The sequence below is a fragment of the Mycobacterium sp. NPDC048908 genome (assembly GCF_043197955.1).
Classification (GTDB): Bacteria; Actinomycetota; Actinomycetes; order Mycobacteriales; family Mycobacteriaceae; genus Mycobacterium.
Map to the genome: position 1 here is coordinate 135766 of NZ_JBICUE010000011.1, position 18243 is coordinate 154008.

Annotated in this window: 21 protein-coding genes and 1 riboswitch; of the genes, 11 read left to right on the forward strand and 10 right to left on the reverse strand. The window is 68.0% G+C overall.

Going from position 1 to position 18243, the window contains the following annotated elements; translation table 11 throughout:
- Nucleotides 1-108: 108 nt before the first annotated feature.
- Together ACGFK1_RS24830 and ACGFK1_RS24835 are read left to right on the forward strand one after the other, a co-directional pair.
- Nucleotides 109-1692, forward strand: coding sequence for an MFS transporter (locus tag ACGFK1_RS24830; protein WP_393435802.1), 1584 nt, complete (start codon nt 109-111; stop codon nt 1690-1692).
- Nucleotides 1689-2174: a DUF2771 domain-containing protein gene (locus tag ACGFK1_RS24835; protein WP_393435635.1), complete on the forward strand. Its 486-nt coding sequence runs from the start codon at nt 1689-1691 to the stop codon at nt 2172-2174. The genes ACGFK1_RS24830 and ACGFK1_RS24835 overlap by 4 nt, the downstream gene beginning before the upstream one ends.
- A gap of 3 nt (nt 2175-2177) precedes the next feature.
- Here the strand turns inward: ACGFK1_RS24835 and ACGFK1_RS24840 are convergent, their stop codons facing one another.
- Nucleotides 2178-3182, reverse strand: coding sequence for a glutathione S-transferase family protein (locus tag ACGFK1_RS24840; protein ID WP_393435637.1), 1005 nt, complete (start codon nt 3180-3182; stop codon nt 2178-2180).
- An 84-nt stretch (nt 3183-3266) separates the two neighbouring features.
- Nucleotides 3267-3677 (reverse strand): cold-shock protein, encoded by a 411-nt coding sequence (locus ACGFK1_RS24845; RefSeq protein ID WP_393435640.1) that lies wholly within the window; start codon nt 3675-3677, stop codon nt 3267-3269.
- 156 nt (nt 3678-3833) lie between these two features.
- Here ACGFK1_RS24845 and ACGFK1_RS24850 point away from each other — a divergent pair, with 156 nt between their 5' ends.
- From ACGFK1_RS24850 to ACGFK1_RS24865, 4 genes are all read left to right on the forward strand, one after another.
- Complete coding sequence (locus ACGFK1_RS24850; protein ID WP_393435643.1) at nt 3834-4232, forward strand: YccF domain-containing protein; 399 nt, start codon at nt 3834-3836, stop codon at nt 4230-4232.
- A complete protein-coding gene (gene moaA / locus ACGFK1_RS24855; RefSeq protein ID WP_393435645.1) occupies nt 4229-5281 on the forward strand; it encodes a GTP 3',8-cyclase MoaA in 1053 nt (350 codons plus the stop codon). Before ACGFK1_RS24850 ends, moaA begins: the two co-directional genes overlap by 4 nt.
- A gap of 1 nt (nt 5282) precedes the next feature.
- Complete coding sequence (locus tag ACGFK1_RS24860; RefSeq protein ID WP_393435647.1) at nt 5283-5537, forward strand: MoaD/ThiS family protein; 255 nt, start codon at nt 5283-5285, stop codon at nt 5535-5537.
- 217 nt (nt 5538-5754) lie between these two features.
- Nucleotides 5755-5960: riboswitch (cyclic di-AMP (ydaO/yuaA leader) on the forward strand.
- 9 nt (nt 5961-5969) lie between these two features.
- The gene (locus ACGFK1_RS24865; protein ID WP_393435649.1) at nt 5970-7247 is read left to right on the forward strand and encodes a transglycosylase family protein; all 1278 of its coding nucleotides are present in this window, start codon (nt 5970-5972) and stop codon (nt 7245-7247) included.
- A gap of 4 nt (nt 7248-7251) precedes the next feature.
- Here the strand turns inward: ACGFK1_RS24865 and ACGFK1_RS24870 are convergent, their stop codons facing one another.
- The 4 genes from ACGFK1_RS24870 to ACGFK1_RS24885 are packed head-to-tail and all read right to left on the reverse strand — an operon-like array spanning nt 7252 to nt 8858.
- Nucleotides 7252-7680 (reverse strand): molybdenum cofactor biosynthesis protein MoaE, encoded by a 429-nt coding sequence (locus tag ACGFK1_RS24870; RefSeq protein ID WP_393435652.1) that lies wholly within the window; start codon nt 7678-7680, stop codon nt 7252-7254.
- A complete protein-coding gene (locus ACGFK1_RS24875; RefSeq protein ID WP_393435805.1) occupies nt 7677-8156 on the reverse strand; it encodes a molybdenum cofactor biosynthesis protein B in 480 nt (159 codons plus the stop codon). The genes ACGFK1_RS24870 and ACGFK1_RS24875 overlap by 4 nt, the downstream gene beginning before the upstream one ends.
- Before the next feature lie 31 nt (nt 8157-8187).
- Complete coding sequence (gene moaC, locus ACGFK1_RS24880) at nt 8188-8664, reverse strand: cyclic pyranopterin monophosphate synthase MoaC (protein ID WP_393435654.1); 477 nt, start codon at nt 8662-8664, stop codon at nt 8188-8190.
- A gap of 2 nt (nt 8665-8666) precedes the next feature.
- Nucleotides 8667-8858 carry a hypothetical protein gene (locus ACGFK1_RS24885; RefSeq protein ID WP_393435657.1) on the reverse strand — a complete coding sequence of 64 codons (192 nt, stop codon included), beginning with the start codon at nt 8856-8858 and terminating at the stop codon, nt 8667-8669.
- 65 nt (nt 8859-8923) lie between these two features.
- Here ACGFK1_RS24885 and ACGFK1_RS24890 point away from each other — a divergent pair, with 65 nt between their 5' ends.
- The 4 genes from ACGFK1_RS24890 (at nt 8924) to ACGFK1_RS24905 (ending at nt 14736) form a co-directional block, all read left to right on the forward strand.
- The gene (locus tag ACGFK1_RS24890; RefSeq protein ID WP_393435659.1) at nt 8924-11170 is read left to right on the forward strand and encodes a helicase-associated domain-containing protein; all 2247 of its coding nucleotides are present in this window, start codon (nt 8924-8926) and stop codon (nt 11168-11170) included.
- A gap of 48 nt (nt 11171-11218) precedes the next feature.
- Nucleotides 11219-12664, forward strand: coding sequence for an alpha/beta hydrolase (locus ACGFK1_RS24895; RefSeq protein WP_393435662.1), 1446 nt, complete (start codon nt 11219-11221; stop codon nt 12662-12664).
- Nucleotides 12665-12736: 72 nt separating this feature from the next.
- Complete coding sequence (locus tag ACGFK1_RS24900) at nt 12737-14386, forward strand: DNA repair helicase XPB (protein WP_393435664.1); 1650 nt, start codon at nt 12737-12739, stop codon at nt 14384-14386.
- A 20-nt stretch (nt 14387-14406) separates the two neighbouring features.
- Complete coding sequence (locus ACGFK1_RS24905) at nt 14407-14736, forward strand: VOC family protein (protein WP_393435667.1); 330 nt, start codon at nt 14407-14409, stop codon at nt 14734-14736.
- A gap of 2 nt (nt 14737-14738) precedes the next feature.
- On the opposite strand, the gene ACGFK1_RS24910 is transcribed toward ACGFK1_RS24905, so the two are convergent.
- From ACGFK1_RS24910 to ACGFK1_RS24920, 3 genes are all read right to left on the reverse strand, one after another.
- Complete coding sequence (locus tag ACGFK1_RS24910; RefSeq protein WP_393435670.1) at nt 14739-15197, reverse strand: lipoprotein LpqH; 459 nt, start codon at nt 15195-15197, stop codon at nt 14739-14741.
- Complete coding sequence (locus ACGFK1_RS24915) at nt 15181-15525, reverse strand: cupin domain-containing protein (RefSeq protein ID WP_393435808.1); 345 nt, start codon at nt 15523-15525, stop codon at nt 15181-15183. Before ACGFK1_RS24915 ends, ACGFK1_RS24910 begins: the two co-directional genes overlap by 17 nt.
- A 94-nt stretch (nt 15526-15619) precedes the next feature.
- Entirely contained in the window at nt 15620-15952 is a 333-nt protein-coding gene (locus ACGFK1_RS24920; RefSeq protein ID WP_393435673.1) for a hypothetical protein, read from the reverse strand.
- A 239-nt stretch (nt 15953-16191) separates the two neighbouring features.
- On the opposite strand from ACGFK1_RS24920, the gene ACGFK1_RS24925 reads away from it, so the two are divergent.
- Entirely contained in the window at nt 16192-17382 is a 1191-nt protein-coding gene (locus tag ACGFK1_RS24925; RefSeq protein ID WP_393435676.1) for a YbfB/YjiJ family MFS transporter, read from the forward strand.
- Here ACGFK1_RS24925 and ACGFK1_RS24930 read toward each other — a convergent pair.
- Entirely contained in the window at nt 17297-18220 is a 924-nt protein-coding gene (locus tag ACGFK1_RS24930; protein ID WP_393435678.1) for a LysR family transcriptional regulator, read from the reverse strand. The genes ACGFK1_RS24925 and ACGFK1_RS24930 overlap by 86 nt on opposite strands.
- Nucleotides 18221-18243: the final 23 nt, after the last annotated feature.

Consider the following 18243-nt stretch of genomic DNA (forward strand, 5'->3'; position numbering starts at 1 on the left):
GCCTGCACCCCCGCTACCGCCGAGATGGTGGAGAATCGTGGGGTGACCGGATCGCGGCGTGACCCTCGCTACTTCCCGCCGCGCCCGCCGTCTGATGAACACCCGGGAATGGCGAACTATCCCAGCGAACCGAACGTCGACGGCGGCTATCGGCGCTCGCGCCGGTCGACGCCCAGCGCCAATCGCTGGCTACCGCCGCTCGACGAGCCGGCGCGGCCGTATACATCGCAGCCCCCACCACCGCGGGGCGCGGGCGAGAAGGTCACCGTCACCAGGGCGGCCGCCCAGCGCAGCCGCGAAATGGGTTCCAAAATGTACGGTTTGGTGCACCGCGCGGCTACCGCCGACGGTGCCGACAAATCGGGCCTGACCGCGCTGACGTGGCCGGTGGTGGCGAACTTCGCCGTCGACGCGGCGATGGCCGTCGCGTTGGCCAACACCCTGTTCTTCGCCGCAGCGTCCGGGGAGAGCAAGGGCAGGGTGGCGCTGTACCTGTTGATCACCATCGCGCCGTTCGCGGTGATCGCGCCGCTGATCGGTCCCGCGCTGGACCGGTTGCAGCACGGCCGCCGGGTCGCGCTGGCCATGTCGTTCGTGTTGCGCACCGCGCTGGTGATGGTGCTGGTCGCGAACTACGACGGCGCCACGGGAAGTTATCTGTCGTGGGTGCTGTATCCGTGCGCGCTGGGAATGATGGTGCTGTCCAAGTCATTCAGCGTGCTGCGCAGCGCGGTGACCCCGCGCGTGCTGCCGCCGACGATCGACCTGGTACGGGTCAACTCGCGCCTCACGACGTTCGGTCTGCTCGGCGGGACGATGGTCGGCGGGGCGATCGCCGCGGGCGCGGAGTACCTGCTCGGCCTCGTCCACCTGCCCGGTGCGCTGTACGTGATCGTCGCGGTGACGCTCGTCGGCGCGGCGCTGTCGATGCGGATCCCGAAATGGGTCGAGGTGACCGAGGGCGAAGTGCCGACGACGCTGTCGTACCACGGCCGCAGCGGCGAGTTGCGGCGTCACCCAGATCAGCACAAGTCGTCGGCGGAGCCGCGACAGCCCTTGGGCCGCAACATCATTGCCGCGCTGTGGGGCAATTGCACGATAAAGGTGATGGTCGGCTTCCTGTTCCTGTACCCCGCGTTCGTCGCCAAGTCGCACGATGCCAGCGGGTGGGAGCAGTTGCGCATCCTCGGGGTGATCGGCGCGGCGGCGGCCATCGGCAACTTCGCAGGCAACTTCACCGCGGCACGGTTGAAGCTCGGCCATCCAGCGCTGCTTGTGGTGCGCTGCGCGACCGCGGTCACGGTATTCGCGTTGGCCACCGCGCTAACCGGAAATCTGATGGTCGCGGCCGTCGCGACTCTCATCACCTCGGCCGCCGCGGCGATCGCGAAGGCCTCGCTGGACGCGTCGCTGCAAGATGATCTACCCGAGAAGTCCCGAGCGTCGGCGTTCGGGCGCTCGGAGTCGTTGTTGCAGTTGGCCTGGGTGGCGGGCGGTGCGACGGGCGTGCTGGTGTACACCGATCTGTGGGTCGGCTTCACGGCGATCAGCGCGGTGCTGATCATCGGGCTTGCTCAGACGGTCGTCAGCTACTACGGCGAATCACTGATACCGGGTCTCGGCGGCAACCGTCCAGTGCTCGCCGAGCAGCAGGGCGGACGGCCGGACCGGGCGGCGGTGGCGCCCGAGTGAAGCGTGTCGTCGCCTCGCTGGCGATCGTGGTCTTCGTCGCGTCTGTGCTGACTGGCGTGCTGGTTTGGTGGCTTGCGCAGCATCCCCCGTCGCAGCACCCACAGATCAGCGCCTATTCGGATGGCCAGTTGGTCAGGGTGGGGCCTTACCGGTTCTGTGAGGTGCTCAACCCCACCGATTGTGATACCCCGAGAACCGACGGCGAGCTGACCGTTGACCCGAAGCACACCGTACAGCTGTCGGTACCTCCCGAAATCGCCCGTGCGCCATGGGTTTTGGTGCGTTCCTACGAGGGCTCCGACGTCGTCGACGAGTTCCGGCCGGACACCAAGCTTGCCGTCACCATTCCCACCGTGGATCCGCACCGCGGCAGGTTGTTCGGAATCGCCGTGCAACTGCCGACCTTGGTCCGCGACGAAGCGGGCAACGAGTTCCCGGTCCCACACGCCGAGTGGTCGGTGCGGACAGTTTGGGACCGGTAGCCGCTATCCGGCGCCGTGCCCGTCTGGCACCAGCTCGCCTTCCCGCGTCGGTCCGGGCGGGCTGCCGTCGCCAAACGGTCTGCCGCCCAAGGCTTCTCGGCCGTGCGGGGTCAGCCAGTTGGACAGGTCGGGGCCCTTCGGCACCACCTGCGTCGGGTTGATGTCCTTGTGCACGATGTAGTAGTGCTGCTTGATCTGCACGAAGTCGATGGTGTCGCCGAAGCCGGGCGTCTGGAACAGATCCCGCGCATAGGCCCATAGCACCGGCATCTCGGCGAGCTTCTGCCGATTGCACTTGAAGTGCCCGTGATAGACGGGGTCGAACCGCGCCAGCGTGGTGAACAACCGCACGTCGGCCTCGGTGATCGTGTCGCCGACCAGGTATCGCTGGTCGGTCAGTCGCTCGGTCAGCCAGTCCAGCGCGGTGAACAACCGGTCGTAGGCCTTGTCGTAGGCGTCCTGCGAGCCGGCGAAACCGCACCGGTACACGCCGTTGTTCACCTCGGTGTAGATGCGCTGGGCGACCTCGTCGATTTCGTCGCGCGACTTCTCGGGATACAACTCGGGGGCACCTTCGCGGTGGAACTTGGCCCACTCGGTCGAGAAGTCCAGCGTTATCTGGGGGAAGTCGTTGGTGACGACCTCCCCGGTCGCCACCTCGACGATCGCTGGCACCGTGATGCCCTTGGGGTAGTCGGGGAACCGCTTGAGGTAGGCGTCCTTGAGCCGAGGGATCTTCAGCACCGGATCGACGCCGCCGGGATCCAGGTCGAAGGTCCAGCTGTCCTCGTCGTGTGTCGGGCCGCAGAACCCAATGGAGAGCACGTCTTCCAGGCCGAGCAGACGGCGCACGATGATGGTCCGGTTGGCCCACGGGCAGGCCCGCGCGACGACAAGTCGGTAGCGATCGGGTTCGACGGGGTAACCGTCGCGCCCGTCGGCCGTGATGCGGGTGGTGATGTAATTGGTGTCGCGGTTGAACTCGCCACCGCCTGCGACGTATGCCATGCCCCCAGCATGCCAGCGTCGAGTGGCCGGTTATGGCACGGGTACGTCGCGAAAACGTGAATTAAGTGGCCACTCGGCCAGACGTCACGCGTCGAGTTCGCGGGCGACCGCCCGCACCACCTCGGAAACGCGGCGGGCGACCTTGCGGTCGGGGTAGCGGCCCTTGCGCAACTCGGGCTGCACCGTGCCCTCGAGGAGCGTGATCATGTCCTCGACCATGCCGTGCAGCTCGTCGGGCGTGTGCTTGTGCTCGGCGGCCGCGGCCTCGCGACGGGTCCGCGTCAGGCTGGGCGGCGGGTCGATCAGCTTGAGGCTCAACGCCTGCGGGCCGCGGCGCCCGGCAGCCACCCCGAACTCGACACGTTGCCCGGCCTTCAAACCCTCGACACCGGCGGGCAGCGCCGAGGACCGGACGTAGACGTCCTCGCCGTCTTCCTGCGACAGAAAGCCGAAGCCCTTCTCGGCGTCGTACCACTTAACCCGGCCGGTCGGCACTGGTCTCACCCGCTTGTCTCTCAAGAATTGACTACATATGGATACATAAGGAACGCGTCCCGCCTGCGCCGGGACGCGTTCAGGTGATCTTACTCGGAGGCCACAGCCGCCATCACCCCCTTATATCGGTAGTCTTGAACGACCGCTGGAGGGAAGATGCGCCTGCTTTTGAACATCATCTGGCTGCTGTTCGGCGGCCTGTGGCTGGCGCTTGGCTATCTGCTGGCGGCGCTCATCTGTTTCGTGCTGATCGTCACGATTCCGTTCGGCTTCGCCGCACTGCAGATTGCGTCGTATGCGCTGTGGCCGTTCGGCCGCACGATCGTCGACAAGCCGGGGACGCGGCCGGGCGCGCTGATCGGCAACGTCATCTGGGTCATCTTGTTCGGCATCTGGCTGGCCATCGGCCACGTGCTCACCGCCGTCGCGATGGCCGTCACGATCATCGGCATCCCGCTCGCGCTGGCCAACCTGAAGCTGATCCCGGTGTCATTGCTGCCGCTGGGCAAGGAGATCGTGCCCGTCGACAACCAACCGGTGCGGGCCGCCGCATGACCGTCACCGAACTCGGCGTCCCTTCCGTGCAGCGCCCCGTGAAGGGAATGCCCATCGACGGACCGATGGTCGACACGTACGGCCGCATCGCGACCGACCTGCGGGTGTCGTTGACCGATCGATGCAACCTGCGCTGCACCTACTGCATGCCCGCCGAGGGGCTGAACTGGTTGCCCGGTGAGCAACTGCTGCGCACCGACGAGTTGGCGCGGCTGCTGCGCATCGCAGTCACCAGGCTCGGCATCACCAGTGTCCGCTTCACCGGCGGCGAACCGCTGGTGGCCAAACACCTCGAAGACGTCGTCGAGGCCACCGCGTCGTTGCGGCCCCGGCCAGAGATCACGTTGACCACCAACGGAATTGGACTCGACAAGCGCGCCGCCAAGCTCAAACGCGCCGGGCTCGACCGGATCAACGTCTCACTCGACACTGTCGATGCCGCCCGGTTCGCCCGCATCACCCGCCGCGACCGGCTGCATGACGTGGTCAAGGGACTCGCGGCCGCGAAGGCCGCGGGGCTCGACCCGGTGAAGGTCAATGCGGTGCTCGACCCGGTCACCGGGCTCGACGACGCCGTCGCGCTGCTGCGGTTCTGCCTCGACCACGGTTACCAGCTGCGCATCATCGAGCAGATGCCGCTGGACGCGGAGCATCAGTGGAAGCGCGGCAAGGCCATCGCCGCCGACGACGTGCTCGCCGCCCTTCGCCAGCACTTCGATCTGCAGCCGGACCAGGAGCCGCGGGGCTCGGCGCCCGCCGAGTTGTGGGACGTCGACGGCGGGATGGGCAAGGTCGGCATCATCGCCTCGGTGTCGCACGCCTTCTGCGCGGCCTGCGACCGCACCCGGCTCACCGCCGACGGGCAGATCCGCAACTGCCTGTTCTCCCGCCACGAAACCGATCTGCGCCGACTGATGCGCGCGGGCGCCGACGACGACGCGCTTGCCGCCGCGTGGCGGGCCACCATGTGGGTCAAGGCCGCAGGCCACGGCATCAACGATCCGGACTTCGTGCAACCGGACCGTCCCATGAGCGCGATCGGCGGCTGATGTGTCGGTGAAGGTGACAGTTCGCTACTTCGCCGCAGCCCGCGCGGCGGCCGGATTCGACGACGAGATCATCGGCGTCGCGCCGGGCACCACGGTCGCTGCGCTGGTGCAAACACTTGGCGACCGCGATCCGACACTGGCGAAGGTGCTGAGCCGATGCTCATATCTCTGCGATGGAATTGCGGTGCGGGACTTGGGGTTGACACTCAACGACACCCAAACAGTTGACGTTCTTCCCCCGTTCGCCGGCGGGTAAGCGTGATTTGCGTCACATCACGGAATGGTCACAAGATGACCACGAACTGTTATCTGTGAAAACGCACCTGCGAAAACGCGTTGCCGTCTTGGGCATTTAGAGCCCTTTTAAGATTTGCCTGTAGCCGAATCGCCGTGCTCGCCAAAAGGTGACGTGGCCAACGCGATTCGTTAGCGTTGCGTCCCAAGCCAGCGACCCCTAATCGTTTGGCCCGCCGTGCTCAACTACGCCGAGCTCCATCCGTTGAGCCACGGGACAACGACGAACAACCTGGATGGAGGCGGGGGACCCAATCGGTCCACCGAACAAGAAGGACCAGGAGCCGCTTGCGGCCCCTTGGGGTGAAGCCGTGCCGAGCACGGCCGGGCAACCTCTCCAGCCCGAACCCGACAGCTGACCTCGTAGGCGTGCATGAGAGGACCTAGCGCACCTATGAGTGGACGGCACCGCAAGCCCACTGCATCGGCAGTAAACGTCGCGAAGATCGCCTTCACCGGCGCCGTAATCGGAAGCGGAAGCCTCGCCCTGGCCGGGCAAGCCAGCGCTGCGACCGACGGCGAATGGGACCAGGTCGCGCGATGCGAGTCGGGCAACAACTGGGCGATCAACACCGGAAACGGCTACCAGGGCGGGCTGCAGTTCTCGCCGAGCACCTGGGCTTCGCACGGCGGCGGCCAGTATGCGCCTGCCGCGCACATGGCCACCAAGGAAGAGCAGATCGCGGTCGCCGAGCGCGTGCTCGCCACCCAGGGCAAGGGCGCGTGGCCGGTCTGCGGCCGGGGTCTTTCGGGCTCCACCCCACGCAACGTCGTCGAACCGCAACCGCTCGACAATCCCGACGTGAACGGCGAACTGCCCCCGCCGCCGGTCGATCCGCTCGCTCCCCCGCCACCGCCGGACGCCGCGCCGATCGACGCGCTGTCGGCCCCGCTGCCTGAGGCCCCGCCACCCGACGCGCCGCCCGATGCGCCGCCGGCTCCCGAGGCGGCCCCCGTCATCGACGCCGCGCTGGACGCGCCGTTGCCGCCCCCGCCGGCCGACGCAGCGCCGCCCGCCGACGCAGCGCCGCCCGCCGACGCGCCGCCGCCCGCGGATCCCTCGGCCGCTCCGCTGGCCGACGACTGGGATCACGCCGACGCCCCGCCACCCGCCGATCAGCCGCAGCTGTGGGCGCTGCATGCGCCCGCACCGCTCGACCCCGTACTGCCGCCGCTCCCGCCCGCCCCACCGGCTCCCCCGGCGCCGCCCGCGCCGGGGGCCGTTGCGGCACCCGCGCCGGATCCACTGGCCCCGCTCAACGCTGTCAACATCCCTGGCCCGGCCTTCGACGCCGCCAACCAGGCGATGACCGATCCTGCTGCTGCCGCCGCCGCGCTGCCGTCGCTGCCCGACGGCGTTCCGCACCTCGCCAGCCCCGACGCCCTGCCCCCTGGCTCGACGATGGATCCGAGTGCCAACGGCAACGACAGCCCGAACATCAGCTATCTCAAGGACCTGTGGCAAGCGGTCCAGAACCACGACATCAGCGGCAAGGAAGCGCTGATCATGGGGCTGTCGCAACGCGGGATGAACACGCCGTACCCGGACCAAGGACTTGGCCCGAACGTTCCGGTCGGCCCGGCGGTTCCCGCTGATCCGGCTGCGCCGCCGGCGCCTGGCGCACCGGTACCGCCGCCTGCGCCCGACGCGCCGGTCCTGCCGCCCGCCTAAGCGGTCAGGCCGAGTTCACCCACTCGTCGGAACCGTCGGCGAAGAACTGGTGTTTCCACACGGGTAGCCGCGCCTTGACGGTGTCGACAAGACGCGCGCACGTCTCGAACGCGGCCGCCCGATGGTCCGCGGCGACCGCAGCCACCAATGCCGCGTCGCCGATCTGCAGCGTGCCGATGCGGTGGCTGACCGCGATGGCCCGCACCCCCTTGGCGTCGGCCGCGATCTCGGCGGCCACGTCCGTCAGAATCTGGTGCGCAGTGGGGTGCGCGGAGTACTCGAGTCGGGTGACGGTGCGGCCGCCGTCGTGATCGCGAACCACGCCCGCGAATCCCACGACGGCTCCAGCGGATTCGTGCGCCACCAACGCCTCGTAATCCGAAAGTTCGATGAGGTGTTCGGTGAGTTCGACGCGAAGCACGACGGCCGTCATCGGGCGTGGTCCTTGCCGCTGAGTTGATCGAGTGCGTGGGCGAGCACATCGTCGAGCACCCCGATGCCGTCCTTGACCCCGCCCGTCGAGCCGGGAAGGTTGACGATCAGCGTTCGTCCGCTGACGCCGCACACCCCGCGCGAGAGCACCGACGTGGGCACGTGCGGCAGGCCCGACCGCCGGATCGCGTCGGCGAGACCGGGGATCTGGTAGTCGACAAGGCCCGCGGTGATGTCGGCGGTGCGGTCCGTCGGCGAGATCCCTGTCCCGCCGGACGTGATGATCACGTCGACGTTCTCGCCGAGCGCCGCGGACAGCGCGGTGCCGACGTCGGCGCCGTCCGGCACCACCACCGGAGCCGGTGTGGCGATGCCCTGTTCGTTGAGCCAGTCGACGATGATCGGCCCGGTGCGGTCCTCGTAGACCCCGGCCGCGGCGCGTGTGGAAGCGATCACCACCCGACCCGACCGGGTCATCATCGTCTGTTCTTCGCGCAAGCGCTCATCGTCACCGAGTCCATAGTCCCGTCTTGCCGCCCTCTTTGCGCAGCACGCGGATGTCGTCGATGCGGGCGGCGGGGTCGACGGCCTTGATCATGTCGTAGAGCGTCAGCCCGGCGACGCTGACGGCGGTCATCGCCTCCATCTCGACGCCGGTGCGGTCGGTGGTGCGCACTGTGACGGTGATGCCGACGCTGGCATCGCCGATTTCGAAGTCGACGTCGACTCCGGTGAGCGCAAGCGGATGGCACAACGGGACGAGGTCGCTGGTGCGCTTGGCGGCCATGATGCCCGCGACCCGCGAGGTGGCCAACGCGTCGCCTTTCGGCAGCCCGCCCGATGCGATCAGCGCGACGACCTCGGCGGTGGTGTGGAAGGTTCCTGCCGCGACGGCGGTGCGTTTGGTGGCGTCCTTACCCGTGACGTCGACCATGTGCGCCGCACCGGATTCGTCCAGGTGCGACAGCCGACGGGCTTGGTCCACCGCTACCTGTTGACGACGGTGACGGGGTGGACGTAGGGCAACTCGTCGGCAGGCTGAGGGAAGACCAGCTCGCCGAATGGCGACAACGCACCGGTGCGGTCAGTGGCCAGCTCGCTGACCGCGTGATCGTCATCGCCGTCGAGAACGGGCCAGCCCGGGTCGACGTATCGGTTCTTGCCTTTGTTGTCAGCCACACCGACATTGTCGCAGGCGCAGCGACCGCTGGCGACACCGGCCAGCTGCTTTACGCTGGTCAACAATGACCGAAAGTTCTCCGGGCATCCCGCTGGGCGCCTGGCTGGCCGAGCTTGACGACGAGCGGCTGATCCGGCTGCTGGAGCTGCGGCCCGACCTGACCCAACCGCCGCCAGGCACCATCGCGGCGCTGGCGGCCCGCGCGCAGGCCCGCCAGTCGGTCAAGGCCGCCACCGACGGGCTCGACTTCCTGCATCTGGCGCTGCTCGACGGACTGCTGGTGCTGCATGCCGACACCGCGGCCGTGCCACTGGCCAAGCTGGTGGCGTTGATCGGCGGCCGCGCGCAAGAGAGCGCCGTCGCTGACGCCCTCGACGACCTCCGAGCGCGGGCGCTGGTCTGGGGCGACGCGGAGGTGCGGGTCGTCGCCGAGGCCGCGGCGGGCCTGCCGTGGTATCCCGGCCAGGCCACGCTGGAGGACGCCGAGCAGACGGACGTCGCAGCCCGGCTGGAAGCGCTCGACGGACCCGCGCGCGAACTCCTGCAGCGACTGCTCGAAGGCTCCCCGGTCGGCCGCACCCGCGACGCCGCTGCGGGCACCCCACCCGACCGGCCCGTGCAGCGGCTGCTGGCGTCCGGGCTGTTGCGCCAGGTGGACGACGAAACCGTGATCCTGCCCCGGCTGGTCGGTCAGGTGATGCGCGGCGAGCAGCCAGGTCCTGTGCACCTGGTGCAACCGGATCCGACGGTGTCGACCACCACCGCCGCCGATGTCGACGCGGTGGCCGCGGGCGCGGTGCTCGACCTGCAGCGCGAGGTCGAGTTGGTGCTCGAAACCCTCGGCGCCGCACCGGTTCCCGAGCTTCGCAGCGGCGGGCTCGGCGTGCGCGACGTCAAGCGGCTGACCAAGGCCACCGGCATCGACGAGGCGCGACTTGGGCTGATCCTGGAAGTGGCGGCGGCCGCCAAGCTGATCTCGGCGGGCATGCCCGAACCCGATCCGCACGACGGCGGAATCGGGCCGTATTGGGCGCCGACGGTGGCAGCCGACCGGTTCGTCGAGGCGTCGACCGCCTCGAAGTGGCATCTGCTGGCGACCACGTGGCTGGACCTGCCCGGCAGGCCCAGCCTGGTGGGCAGCCGCGGGCCTGACGGCAAACCCTATGCGGCACTGTCGGATTCGTTGTTCTCGACGGCGGCGCCACTGGACCGGCAGCTACTGCTGGACGTGCTGGCCGACCTGCCCGCCGGGTCCGGCGTCGACGCCGCATCGGCGTCGCGCGCGATGACGTGGCGGCGCCCGCGGTGGGCCGCCCGCCTGCAACCCGACCCCGTCGGAGCCCTGCTCACCGAGGCGCATGCGGTGGGCATGGTCGGCAGGGGTGCGATCGCGTCGCCCGCGCGCAAGATGCTCGCAGGCGACTCGGCCGAAGCTGTGATCGAGGCCATGGACAAGGTGCTGCCCGCACCGATCGACCACTTTCTGCTGCAGGCCGATCTGACGGTCATCGTGCCGGGACCGCTGCAGCGCGATCTGGCCGAGCAACTGGCCTCTGTGGCGACAGTGGAATCCGCTGGGGCGGCGATGGTGTACCGCATCAGCGAGGCCTCGATCCGGCGCGCCCTCGACACCGGGCGCACCGCCAGCGAGCTGCATGCATTGTTCAGCAAGCATTCGAAAACCCCTGTGCCGCAGGGTCTTACCTACCTGATCGATGACGTCGCGCGCCGGCACGGGCAGCTGCGGGTAGGCATGGCCCAGTCGTTCGTGCGGTGTGAGGACCCTGCGCTGCTCGCACAGGCCGTCGCGGCGCTCGACCAACTGGAGATGCGACCGCTCGCTCCGACCGTCGCGGTGTCCCAGGCGCCGATCTCCGATGTGCTCGCCGGGTTGCGGGATGCGGGTTTCGCGCCCGCGGCGGAGGACTCCACCGGAACGATCGTCGACATCCGCGCCCGCGGTGCCAGGGTGCCCGCGCCGCCGGGGCGACGCCGCAGCTATCGGCCGCCGACGCCGACCAGCCAGACGCTCGGCGCGATCGTCGCCGTGTTGCGCAAGGTGGCGTCCGCGTCGTTCGACAACATGCGCCTCGATCCCGCCGTCGCGATCTCCCAACTGCAGGAGGCCGCGCACCACCAGGCGTCGGTGGTGATCGGTTACGTCGACCCCGCGGGCGTGGCGACTCAACGCGTGGTCGCACCGATCAATGTCCGCGGCGGGCAGTTGACGGCCTACGATCCGGCGTCGGGCCGGGTGCGCGAGTTCGCGATTCACCGAGTCACCTCGGTGGTCGCCGCCGATGCCGGATAGTCACCGCCGACACAGCGAGTTCACAGCACCGTTGGTGAACATGTCTGTGTGACAACGACGTTGGACGCGGCTGCGCAGGCTGTCGGCGGATACCGCGGCGGGGTTTCATTGCTGCACGGCTGGCTACCACCGACGATCTGGGCCGTTGCGGCGGTGGCTCTGGTGGCCGCGATCGGTTGGCGGTCGCGGCGGTGGCGGCTGGTCTGGCTGCCGATTGCGGTCGTCGTCGGACTGATTCTGGCGGCGTGCGCGCACTGGTACATCGACTCCGAGGGGCTCGCAGGCGATCCGGCGCCGTCGTCGTTGTGGATCTGGGTCGGGCTGACGGGTCTGGCGTTGACGGTGGCGCTGCTCGGCTGGCGCGGCACCCAGTGGTGGCGGCGCGGGGTTTCGCTGATGGCGGTGCTGATGTGCCTGCTCAGTGCGGGCGTGTCGCTGAATCTGTGGGTCGGTTACTTCCGCACCGTGCAGGCGGCGTGGAACGAACTCACCGCGGGACCCCTGCCCGATGAGACGGATATGAACACCGTGATGGCGATGCGCGGTAAGGGTGCGCCGTCGCACGGGGCGCTCGTGCCGGTGACGATCCCCGCCGACGCGTCGGGGTTCAAGCACCGGACCGAACTCGTCTACCTGCCGCCGGCTTGGTTCGCCCGTAACGCGCCCAAGCTGCCGGTGGTGATGATGATCGCAGGTGAGTTCAACACACCGTCCGATTGGCCGCGCACGGGCGACGCGATAACGCCGATCGACAAGTTCGCGGCGGCTCACGACGGCAACACGCCGGTGTTCGTCTTCGTCGACGTCGGCGGCTCGTTCAACAACGACACCGAATGCGTCAACGGGCCGCGCGGCAACGTTGCCGACCACCTCACCAAGGACGTCGTGCCCTACGTGACGTCGACCTTCGGCGTCTCGCCCGATCCCGCCAACTGGGGCATCGTCGGTTGGTCGATGGGTGGCACGTGCGCGGTCGACCTGACCGTGATGCACCCCGAGTTGTTCAGCACCTTCGTCGACATCGCCGGGGACACCGGCCCGAACGCGGGCACCAAGGAGCAGACCATCGCCCGCCTCTACGGCGGCAACGCCGCAGCATGGGCCACCTATGACCCGACCACAGTGATCACCGAGCACGGGCCGTATCGCGGTGTGTCGGGCTGGTTCGCGATTTCGTCGGACGCACCTCGGCAGCCCAAGGGCGGTTTGCCCAAGCTCAGCGGGACGGGACTCGGCGGTCAGGACGCCGCCGGGATGCCCACCGACCAGACCGAGGCCGCCAACTCGCTGTGCAAGCTCGGCCAGGCCAACGGCATCACGTGTGCGGTCATCCCACATCCTGGCCGGCATGACTGGCCGTTGGCCGGCGACGTGTTCACCACCGCGCTCCCGTGGCTGGCAGGCCAGATCGGCACGCCGGATGCGCCGAAGATCGCGCTGCCCGGCCAGGGCGGTGCACCCGCGAAGGCTCCGCCGCAGGCAGCGACGCGCTGAAGGAGGGCACGTCGGCGGGATCCGGATAATGGATCGAATGACCCACAAGCGAGAAGCGAAGCGGGATCGCGCATGACCGACGGCCCCCTGATCGTGCAGTCCGACAAGACCGTGCTGCTCGAAGTCGACCATGCGTTGGCGGGCGCGGCGCGCGCCGCGATCGCCCCGTTCGCCGAACTGGAGCGTGCGCCCGAGCACGTCCATACCTACCGCATCACCCCCTTGGCGCTGTGGAATGCGCGCGCCGCGGGCCACGACGCCGAGCAGGTCGTTGACGCCTTGGTCAGCTTCTCCCGCTATGCCGTGCCGCAGCCGCTGCTCGTCGACATCGTGGACACCATGGCCCGCTACGGCCGGCTGCAGTTGGTGAAGCATCCGGCGCACGGGCTGACATTGGTCAGCTTCGACCGCGCTGTGCTCGAGGAGGTGCTGCGCAACAAGAAGATCGCCCCCATGCTCGGCGCCCGCATCGACGACGACACGGTGATCGTGCACAACAGCGAGCGCGGCCGCGTCAAGCAGATGCTACTCAAGATCGGTTGGCCGGCAGAGGATTTGGCCGGCTACGTGGACGGCGAGAAACATCCGATCGCGCTGGATCAAGCGGACTGGCATCTGCGCGACTACCAGCAGATGGCTGCAGACTCGTTCTGGGAGGGCGGCTCGGGTGTGGTGGTGCTGCCGTGCGGCGCGGGTAAGACACTCGTCGGCGCGGCGGCCATGGCCAAGGCGTCGGCGACCACGCTGATCCTGGTGACCAACACCGTCGCCGGCAGGCAGTGGAAGCGTGAGCTGATCAACCGGACGTCGCTGACCGAGGACGAGATCGGCGAGTACTCCGGTGAGAAGAAGGAGATCCGGCCGGTCACCATCGCGACGTATCAGGTGATCACTCGGCGCACCAAGGGCGAATACCGCCACCTCGAGTTGTTCGACAGCCGCGACTGGGGCCTGATCATCTACGACGAGGTGCATCTGCTGCCCGCGCCGGTGTTCCGGATGACAGCGGACCTGCAGTCGCGCAGGCGACTGGGGCTGACCGCGACGCTGATCCGCGAGGACGGCCGCGAGGGTGATGTGTTCTCGCTCATCGGGCCCAAGCGTTACGACGCGCCGTGGAAGGACATCGAGGCCCAGGGCTGGATCGCGCCCGCCGAGTGCGTCGAGGTGCGGGTCACGATGACCGACAACGAGCGGATGCTCTACGCCACCGCCGAACCCGACGAACGTTACAAGCTGTGCTCCACGGTGCACACCAAGATCGCGGTGGTGAAGTCGATCCTGGAGAAGCACAAGGGCGAGCAGACGCTGGTGATCGGCGCCTACCTCGACCAACTCGACGAATTGGGCGCCGAGCTCAATGCGCCGGTGATCCAGGGCTCGACCAAGACGGCGGAGCGTGAGGCGCTGTTCGACTCGTTCCGCAGCGGTGAGATCTCCACCCTGGTGGTGTCGAAGGTGGCCAACTTCTCCATCGATCTCCCGGAAGCGTCTGTGGCAGTACAGGTTTCAGGCACGTTCGGGTCCCGTCAGGAGGAGGCGCAACGGCTCGGGAGGCTGCTGCGGCCCAAGCATGACGGCGGCGGGGCGATGTTCTACTCGGTGGTATCCCGCGACAGCCTCGACGCGGAGTACGCCGCGCACCGGCAGCGGTTCCTCGCCGAGCAGGGCTACGGCTACGTCATCAAGGACGCCGACGACCTGCTGGGCCCGGCGATATGACCCAACGAGTCCGTCGTGTCATGCCGGTGCTCACCGTGCCCGACGTCGAGGCCGCCCGGGACGCATACGTCGCGGTGCTGGGCCTGCACGAGGTGATGAATCACGGATGGATCGTCACGCTGGCCGATAACGAGCTTCGCCACCAGGTCAGCCTGATGACCAAAGACAAGACGGCTCCGGTCAATCCGAGCGTGTCGATCGAAGTCGACGATGTCGACGCAGCGCACCGGTCGGCCGTCGGAGCCGGGCTGACCATCGTCCATCCGCTCAGCGATGAGGAATGGGGCGTGCGCAGGTTTTTCTTCGCCGACCCGGCGGGCAACATCGTCAACGTGCTGAGCCACCGATAGGGCTACGGCGCCCCTAAGCCAGGTTCCCTTGGCGGCGGCGCGTCGACGTAGTTCGGACACGTGGTCTCGATTTTGAAGGTGTGCCACTGAGACTCGCCGGGATTCGGCGGCATGCGGCCGGTGAAGGTGTACGAATCGTCGACCTTGGTCGCGGTGACCTCTCGAGGATCCTGGACATAACCCGCCCAATCCCCGTGGCGCAGGCCTACCTTCTGCACGACGATGCGCCCCTGCTCGGTGAGCTGCGCTCGAACCGTCTGCGACGGCATGGCTTTGACGAGAATCACCAGGGCGCCGTCGGGTTGTTTGGTGCAGGACACTTCTGAGGTGGTGATGCTGCGAACCGCACCGTCGAACACAATCGAAGTGACGATGTCGGGTCCGCGCTGACATCCGACCAGCCCGGCCACGAGCCACACCGCGGTCAGGCTGGCGAGCGCGCGATCAGACGTGCGGGCCAACGGCTTTCGCGACGGTCAGTAGCACCGCCGAATCTTCCAGCGCCTGCAGGCCGTGGCGAGTCCGCGGCACGACGATGTGATCACCGACGGTCCCTTCCCAGTGCACTTCGGCATTGGTCAGCCGCACCCTGCCGACGAGCACCTGCAGCGTGGCCTCGCCCGGACTTTCGTGTTCGTCCATCTGGCTGCCTGCGGTGAGCGCCATCAGCGTCTGCCGCAGCGAGTGCTCGTGACCGCCGTACACCGTGTGCGCGCTGCGTCCACTGCTTCCCGCACGGGCTGCTTCCAGTTGCTCCCGCGCCAACGCGGTAAGCGAAACCTTCTTCATCATCAACACCATTGTCGTCGTTGGCTGCACAGGCAAGACCGAGCCATGATTGCAATCACGCTGAGCGGATCCTCGCCGAGCGGCGTAGGTGCCCTCAGTCCGTTGGAAATCGGTCGCGCAGCGCGTCCAACAACTGCCGCGCCTCCAACACCCGCCCGCGCATTCGCGCCAGGTTCTCCGGGGGCCGGTTGATGTCGTCGATGCCACGCTCACATCGCCGCAGCCACCGCTTCTCCATCGACGCGGCAAGCTCCTCCAGTTCGGCTATTTCACCTAGCAGCACCGTGTCGAACAACCGGGCCTGGGCCATGTCGGCGGGATGCGCCGGGCGGGTCCAAGCCTCCGGCCGCTGAGAGACGACGCGGGGCCGGGGCACCCGCACGGCAAGGTGGGATTCGACCTCAACATCGCGTGTAATCGATGGCACCCACAGATCCTCTACAAGTAATGAGACGTCAGCGATCCCACAGGTTCACCGGGCCGTCAGGTTCCGGTGACAGACCTTTACTCTCCGTTCACGATTACAGGTAGCACGGATTGCATACGGTATGTAATGAACACAGCGAATCGCTAGCAAGCTTTGCGCGGCCTCACATGAGGTAACGCCTCCCAGCTGAGAGCCATTCGGTCGTGGCGAGCGAGCGCCTAGCCACGCAACCTTGGGCAATGCACGTGCACTGGGCACACGTCGGTCGATGCGCCGCCGGGTTGGCGGCCGCCATGGGCATCGGCCGCTTCGCTTACACCCCGATCCTGCCGTTGATGACCGCACAAACCACCCTCAGTCCACAAGCCGCGGGCGCGCTCGCCACGGCGAACTACGTCGGCTACCTGATCGGCGCGCTGGCGGGGACGGCCTGGCCGCGGTTGGCGCGCTCGACGCTCGCGTGGCGGATTTCGTTGGGCGTCCTGGTGCTGACGCTGGCCGCTATGCCATTGGCGCCCAACATAATCGGATGGCTCGTGTTGCGGACCGCTGCAGGCTTCGTCAGCGCAGTGTTGTTCGTCATCGCCGTCAACTCGATGATGGAGCACCTGCCGCCGCACCTACCGGGCTGGGGCTTCGGCGGTGTCGGCGTCGGCATCGCGCTCTCGGGTGCACTGGTGCTGACCTTGCCCGCGAAGGTCGGGTGGCAGGGCGCATGGTGGACCTCGGCGGCACTGGCCGCTGTGCTGAGCGCCGGCGCGTGGACGATGCGCCCCAGACCCCGTGCCGCCGCCATCGGGTGCGCCGCACCGCAATCACCTCGCGAGCATCGCGCGAACCGTTGGTTTGCAGTGCTTTTCGTCAGCTACACGCTCGAGGGCATCGGCTACATCGTCGCGGGCACCTTCCTGGTCGCCGCCATCAGGCAGACCTCTTCCGACTGGCTCGGCAGCGGCGCCTGGCTGTTCGTCGGCCTCGCCGCGGTGCCGTCGGCCGCGGTGTGGACCTGGCTGTGCGCACGGTGGTCGCATCCGACTCTGCTCGCCTGCGCCTTGTTGCTGCAGTCGTTCGGAATCGCGCCGCCCGCGCTGGCACCAGGCCCCGTCGCGGCCCTTCTCGGCGCAATCCTGTTCGGGTCAACCTTCATCGGCGTCAGCACGATGGCGCTGGCCGCGGGCCGACTGCTCGGCTTCCCCGGCGCCGTCGCGCTACTCACCAGCGGCTACTCCGTCGGCCAGATCGTCGGTCCGGTAGCGGTGACCCCTCTTCTGCACCACGGGTTTTCACACGCCTTGCTGGTGGCGGCGCTGGTGGTGTTCACGTCGGCGATCGTTGCCGGGGTGCTCAAGTTCGGCTTCCCGTCGGCCGATGGGGATCCGCGGCGGGCAGCCATGTCCCTTCCTCGTCGAGCGCTGGAACATCACGGGTGAACTGGTCGATGACGGCGCGCACGGTTGGCCTGTCGTCATCGCGGCGCCAAACCAGCGACCACGTCCACAGCGGTGCCGGGTTGACGACCGGTCGCCGCACCAGTCCGCTCGGCTGCTGCGCGTTCTGCCCCTTCGGGTTGTTCAGCACCGGCCTGCGCAGTCGCCGGATGTGTTCGAAAAATGTTGTGCCCGTTACTCCCCCGTCGTCGACCCGTACGGCACGGGCCCCCGTGTCCGCGGCAAATTGCTCGGCGTAGCGGTTCCACGATGACCAACTGGCCTCATCGGCATCCAACAACACCAACGTGTCGTTCGCCTCGACCGGCGAGGTCTCCGAGCCGACGCTCAACGCATACAACCGGTCCACCCCGATCAAATGGGCATTCAGCGACAGCGCCGCAAGATCCGTTGTCTGAACCCAACAGATCGCCAGATCCAGGCTTCCGTCGGCGACTCGTGCGGCCTGGGTGTGCGACGGCATCACCCAGGTGTCCACCCGCAATTGCGCCACCCCGGCTGCTCGTTCGGCCCAACCGGTCGGGAACCAGTTCACGTAGCCGATCCGCACCGGTTCCGACGCCATCAAACCGGCTGCCCGCCTGCGCAAATCGTCGGCCTGCTCCACCAGCGCGCGCGCATGCGGCAGCAACGCCGCGCCGTTGGCGGTAAGGGCGACGGAGCGGCGATCGCGGTCGAACAGACTGACCTTCAAGTCTCGTTCGAGCGCCTTGATCTGTTGGGACAGCGACGGGCCCGCGATGTGCAACCGCTCGGCCGCGCGCGCGAAGTTCAGCTCTTCGGCAACGGTCACGAAGTAGCGCAGTTGGCGCAGCTCCACGTGACAAGCGTAGTAGGCGATGC

Coding starts and splice junctions, on each gene's coding strand:
- ACGFK1_RS24865 (WP_393435649.1), top strand. CDS start 5,970: ATGAGTGGACGGCACCGCAAGCCCACTGCATCGGCAGTAAACGTCGCG.
- ACGFK1_RS24925 (WP_393435676.1), top strand. CDS start 16,192: ATGCACGTGCACTGGGCACACGTCGGTCGATGCGCCGCCGGGTTGGCG.
- ACGFK1_RS24890 (WP_393435659.1), top strand. CDS start 8,924: ATGACCGAAAGTTCTCCGGGCATCCCGCTGGGCGCCTGGCTGGCCGAG.
- ACGFK1_RS24905 (WP_393435667.1), top strand. CDS start 14,407: ATGCCGGTGCTCACCGTGCCCGACGTCGAGGCCGCCCGGGACGCATAC.
- ACGFK1_RS24875 (WP_393435805.1), bottom strand. CDS start 8,156: ATGACCCGGTCGGGTCGGGTGGTGATCGCTTCCACACGCGCCGCGGCC.
- ACGFK1_RS24900 (WP_393435664.1), top strand. CDS start 12,737: ATGACCGACGGCCCCCTGATCGTGCAGTCCGACAAGACCGTGCTGCTC.
- ACGFK1_RS24840 (WP_393435637.1), bottom strand. CDS start 3,182: ATGGCATACGTCGCAGGCGGTGGCGAGTTCAACCGCGACACCAATTAC.
- ACGFK1_RS24830 (WP_393435802.1), top strand. CDS start 109: ATGGCGAACTATCCCAGCGAACCGAACGTCGACGGCGGCTATCGGCGC.
- ACGFK1_RS24870 (WP_393435652.1), bottom strand. CDS start 7,680: ATGACGGCCGTCGTGCTTCGCGTCGAACTCACCGAACACCTCATCGAA.
- moaA (WP_393435645.1), top strand. CDS start 4,229: ATGACCGTCACCGAACTCGGCGTCCCTTCCGTGCAGCGCCCCGTGAAG.
- ACGFK1_RS24850 (WP_393435643.1), top strand. CDS start 3,834: ATGCGCCTGCTTTTGAACATCATCTGGCTGCTGTTCGGCGGCCTGTGG.
- ACGFK1_RS24915 (WP_393435808.1), bottom strand. CDS start 15,525: ATGAAGAAGGTTTCGCTTACCGCGTTGGCGCGGGAGCAACTGGAAGCA.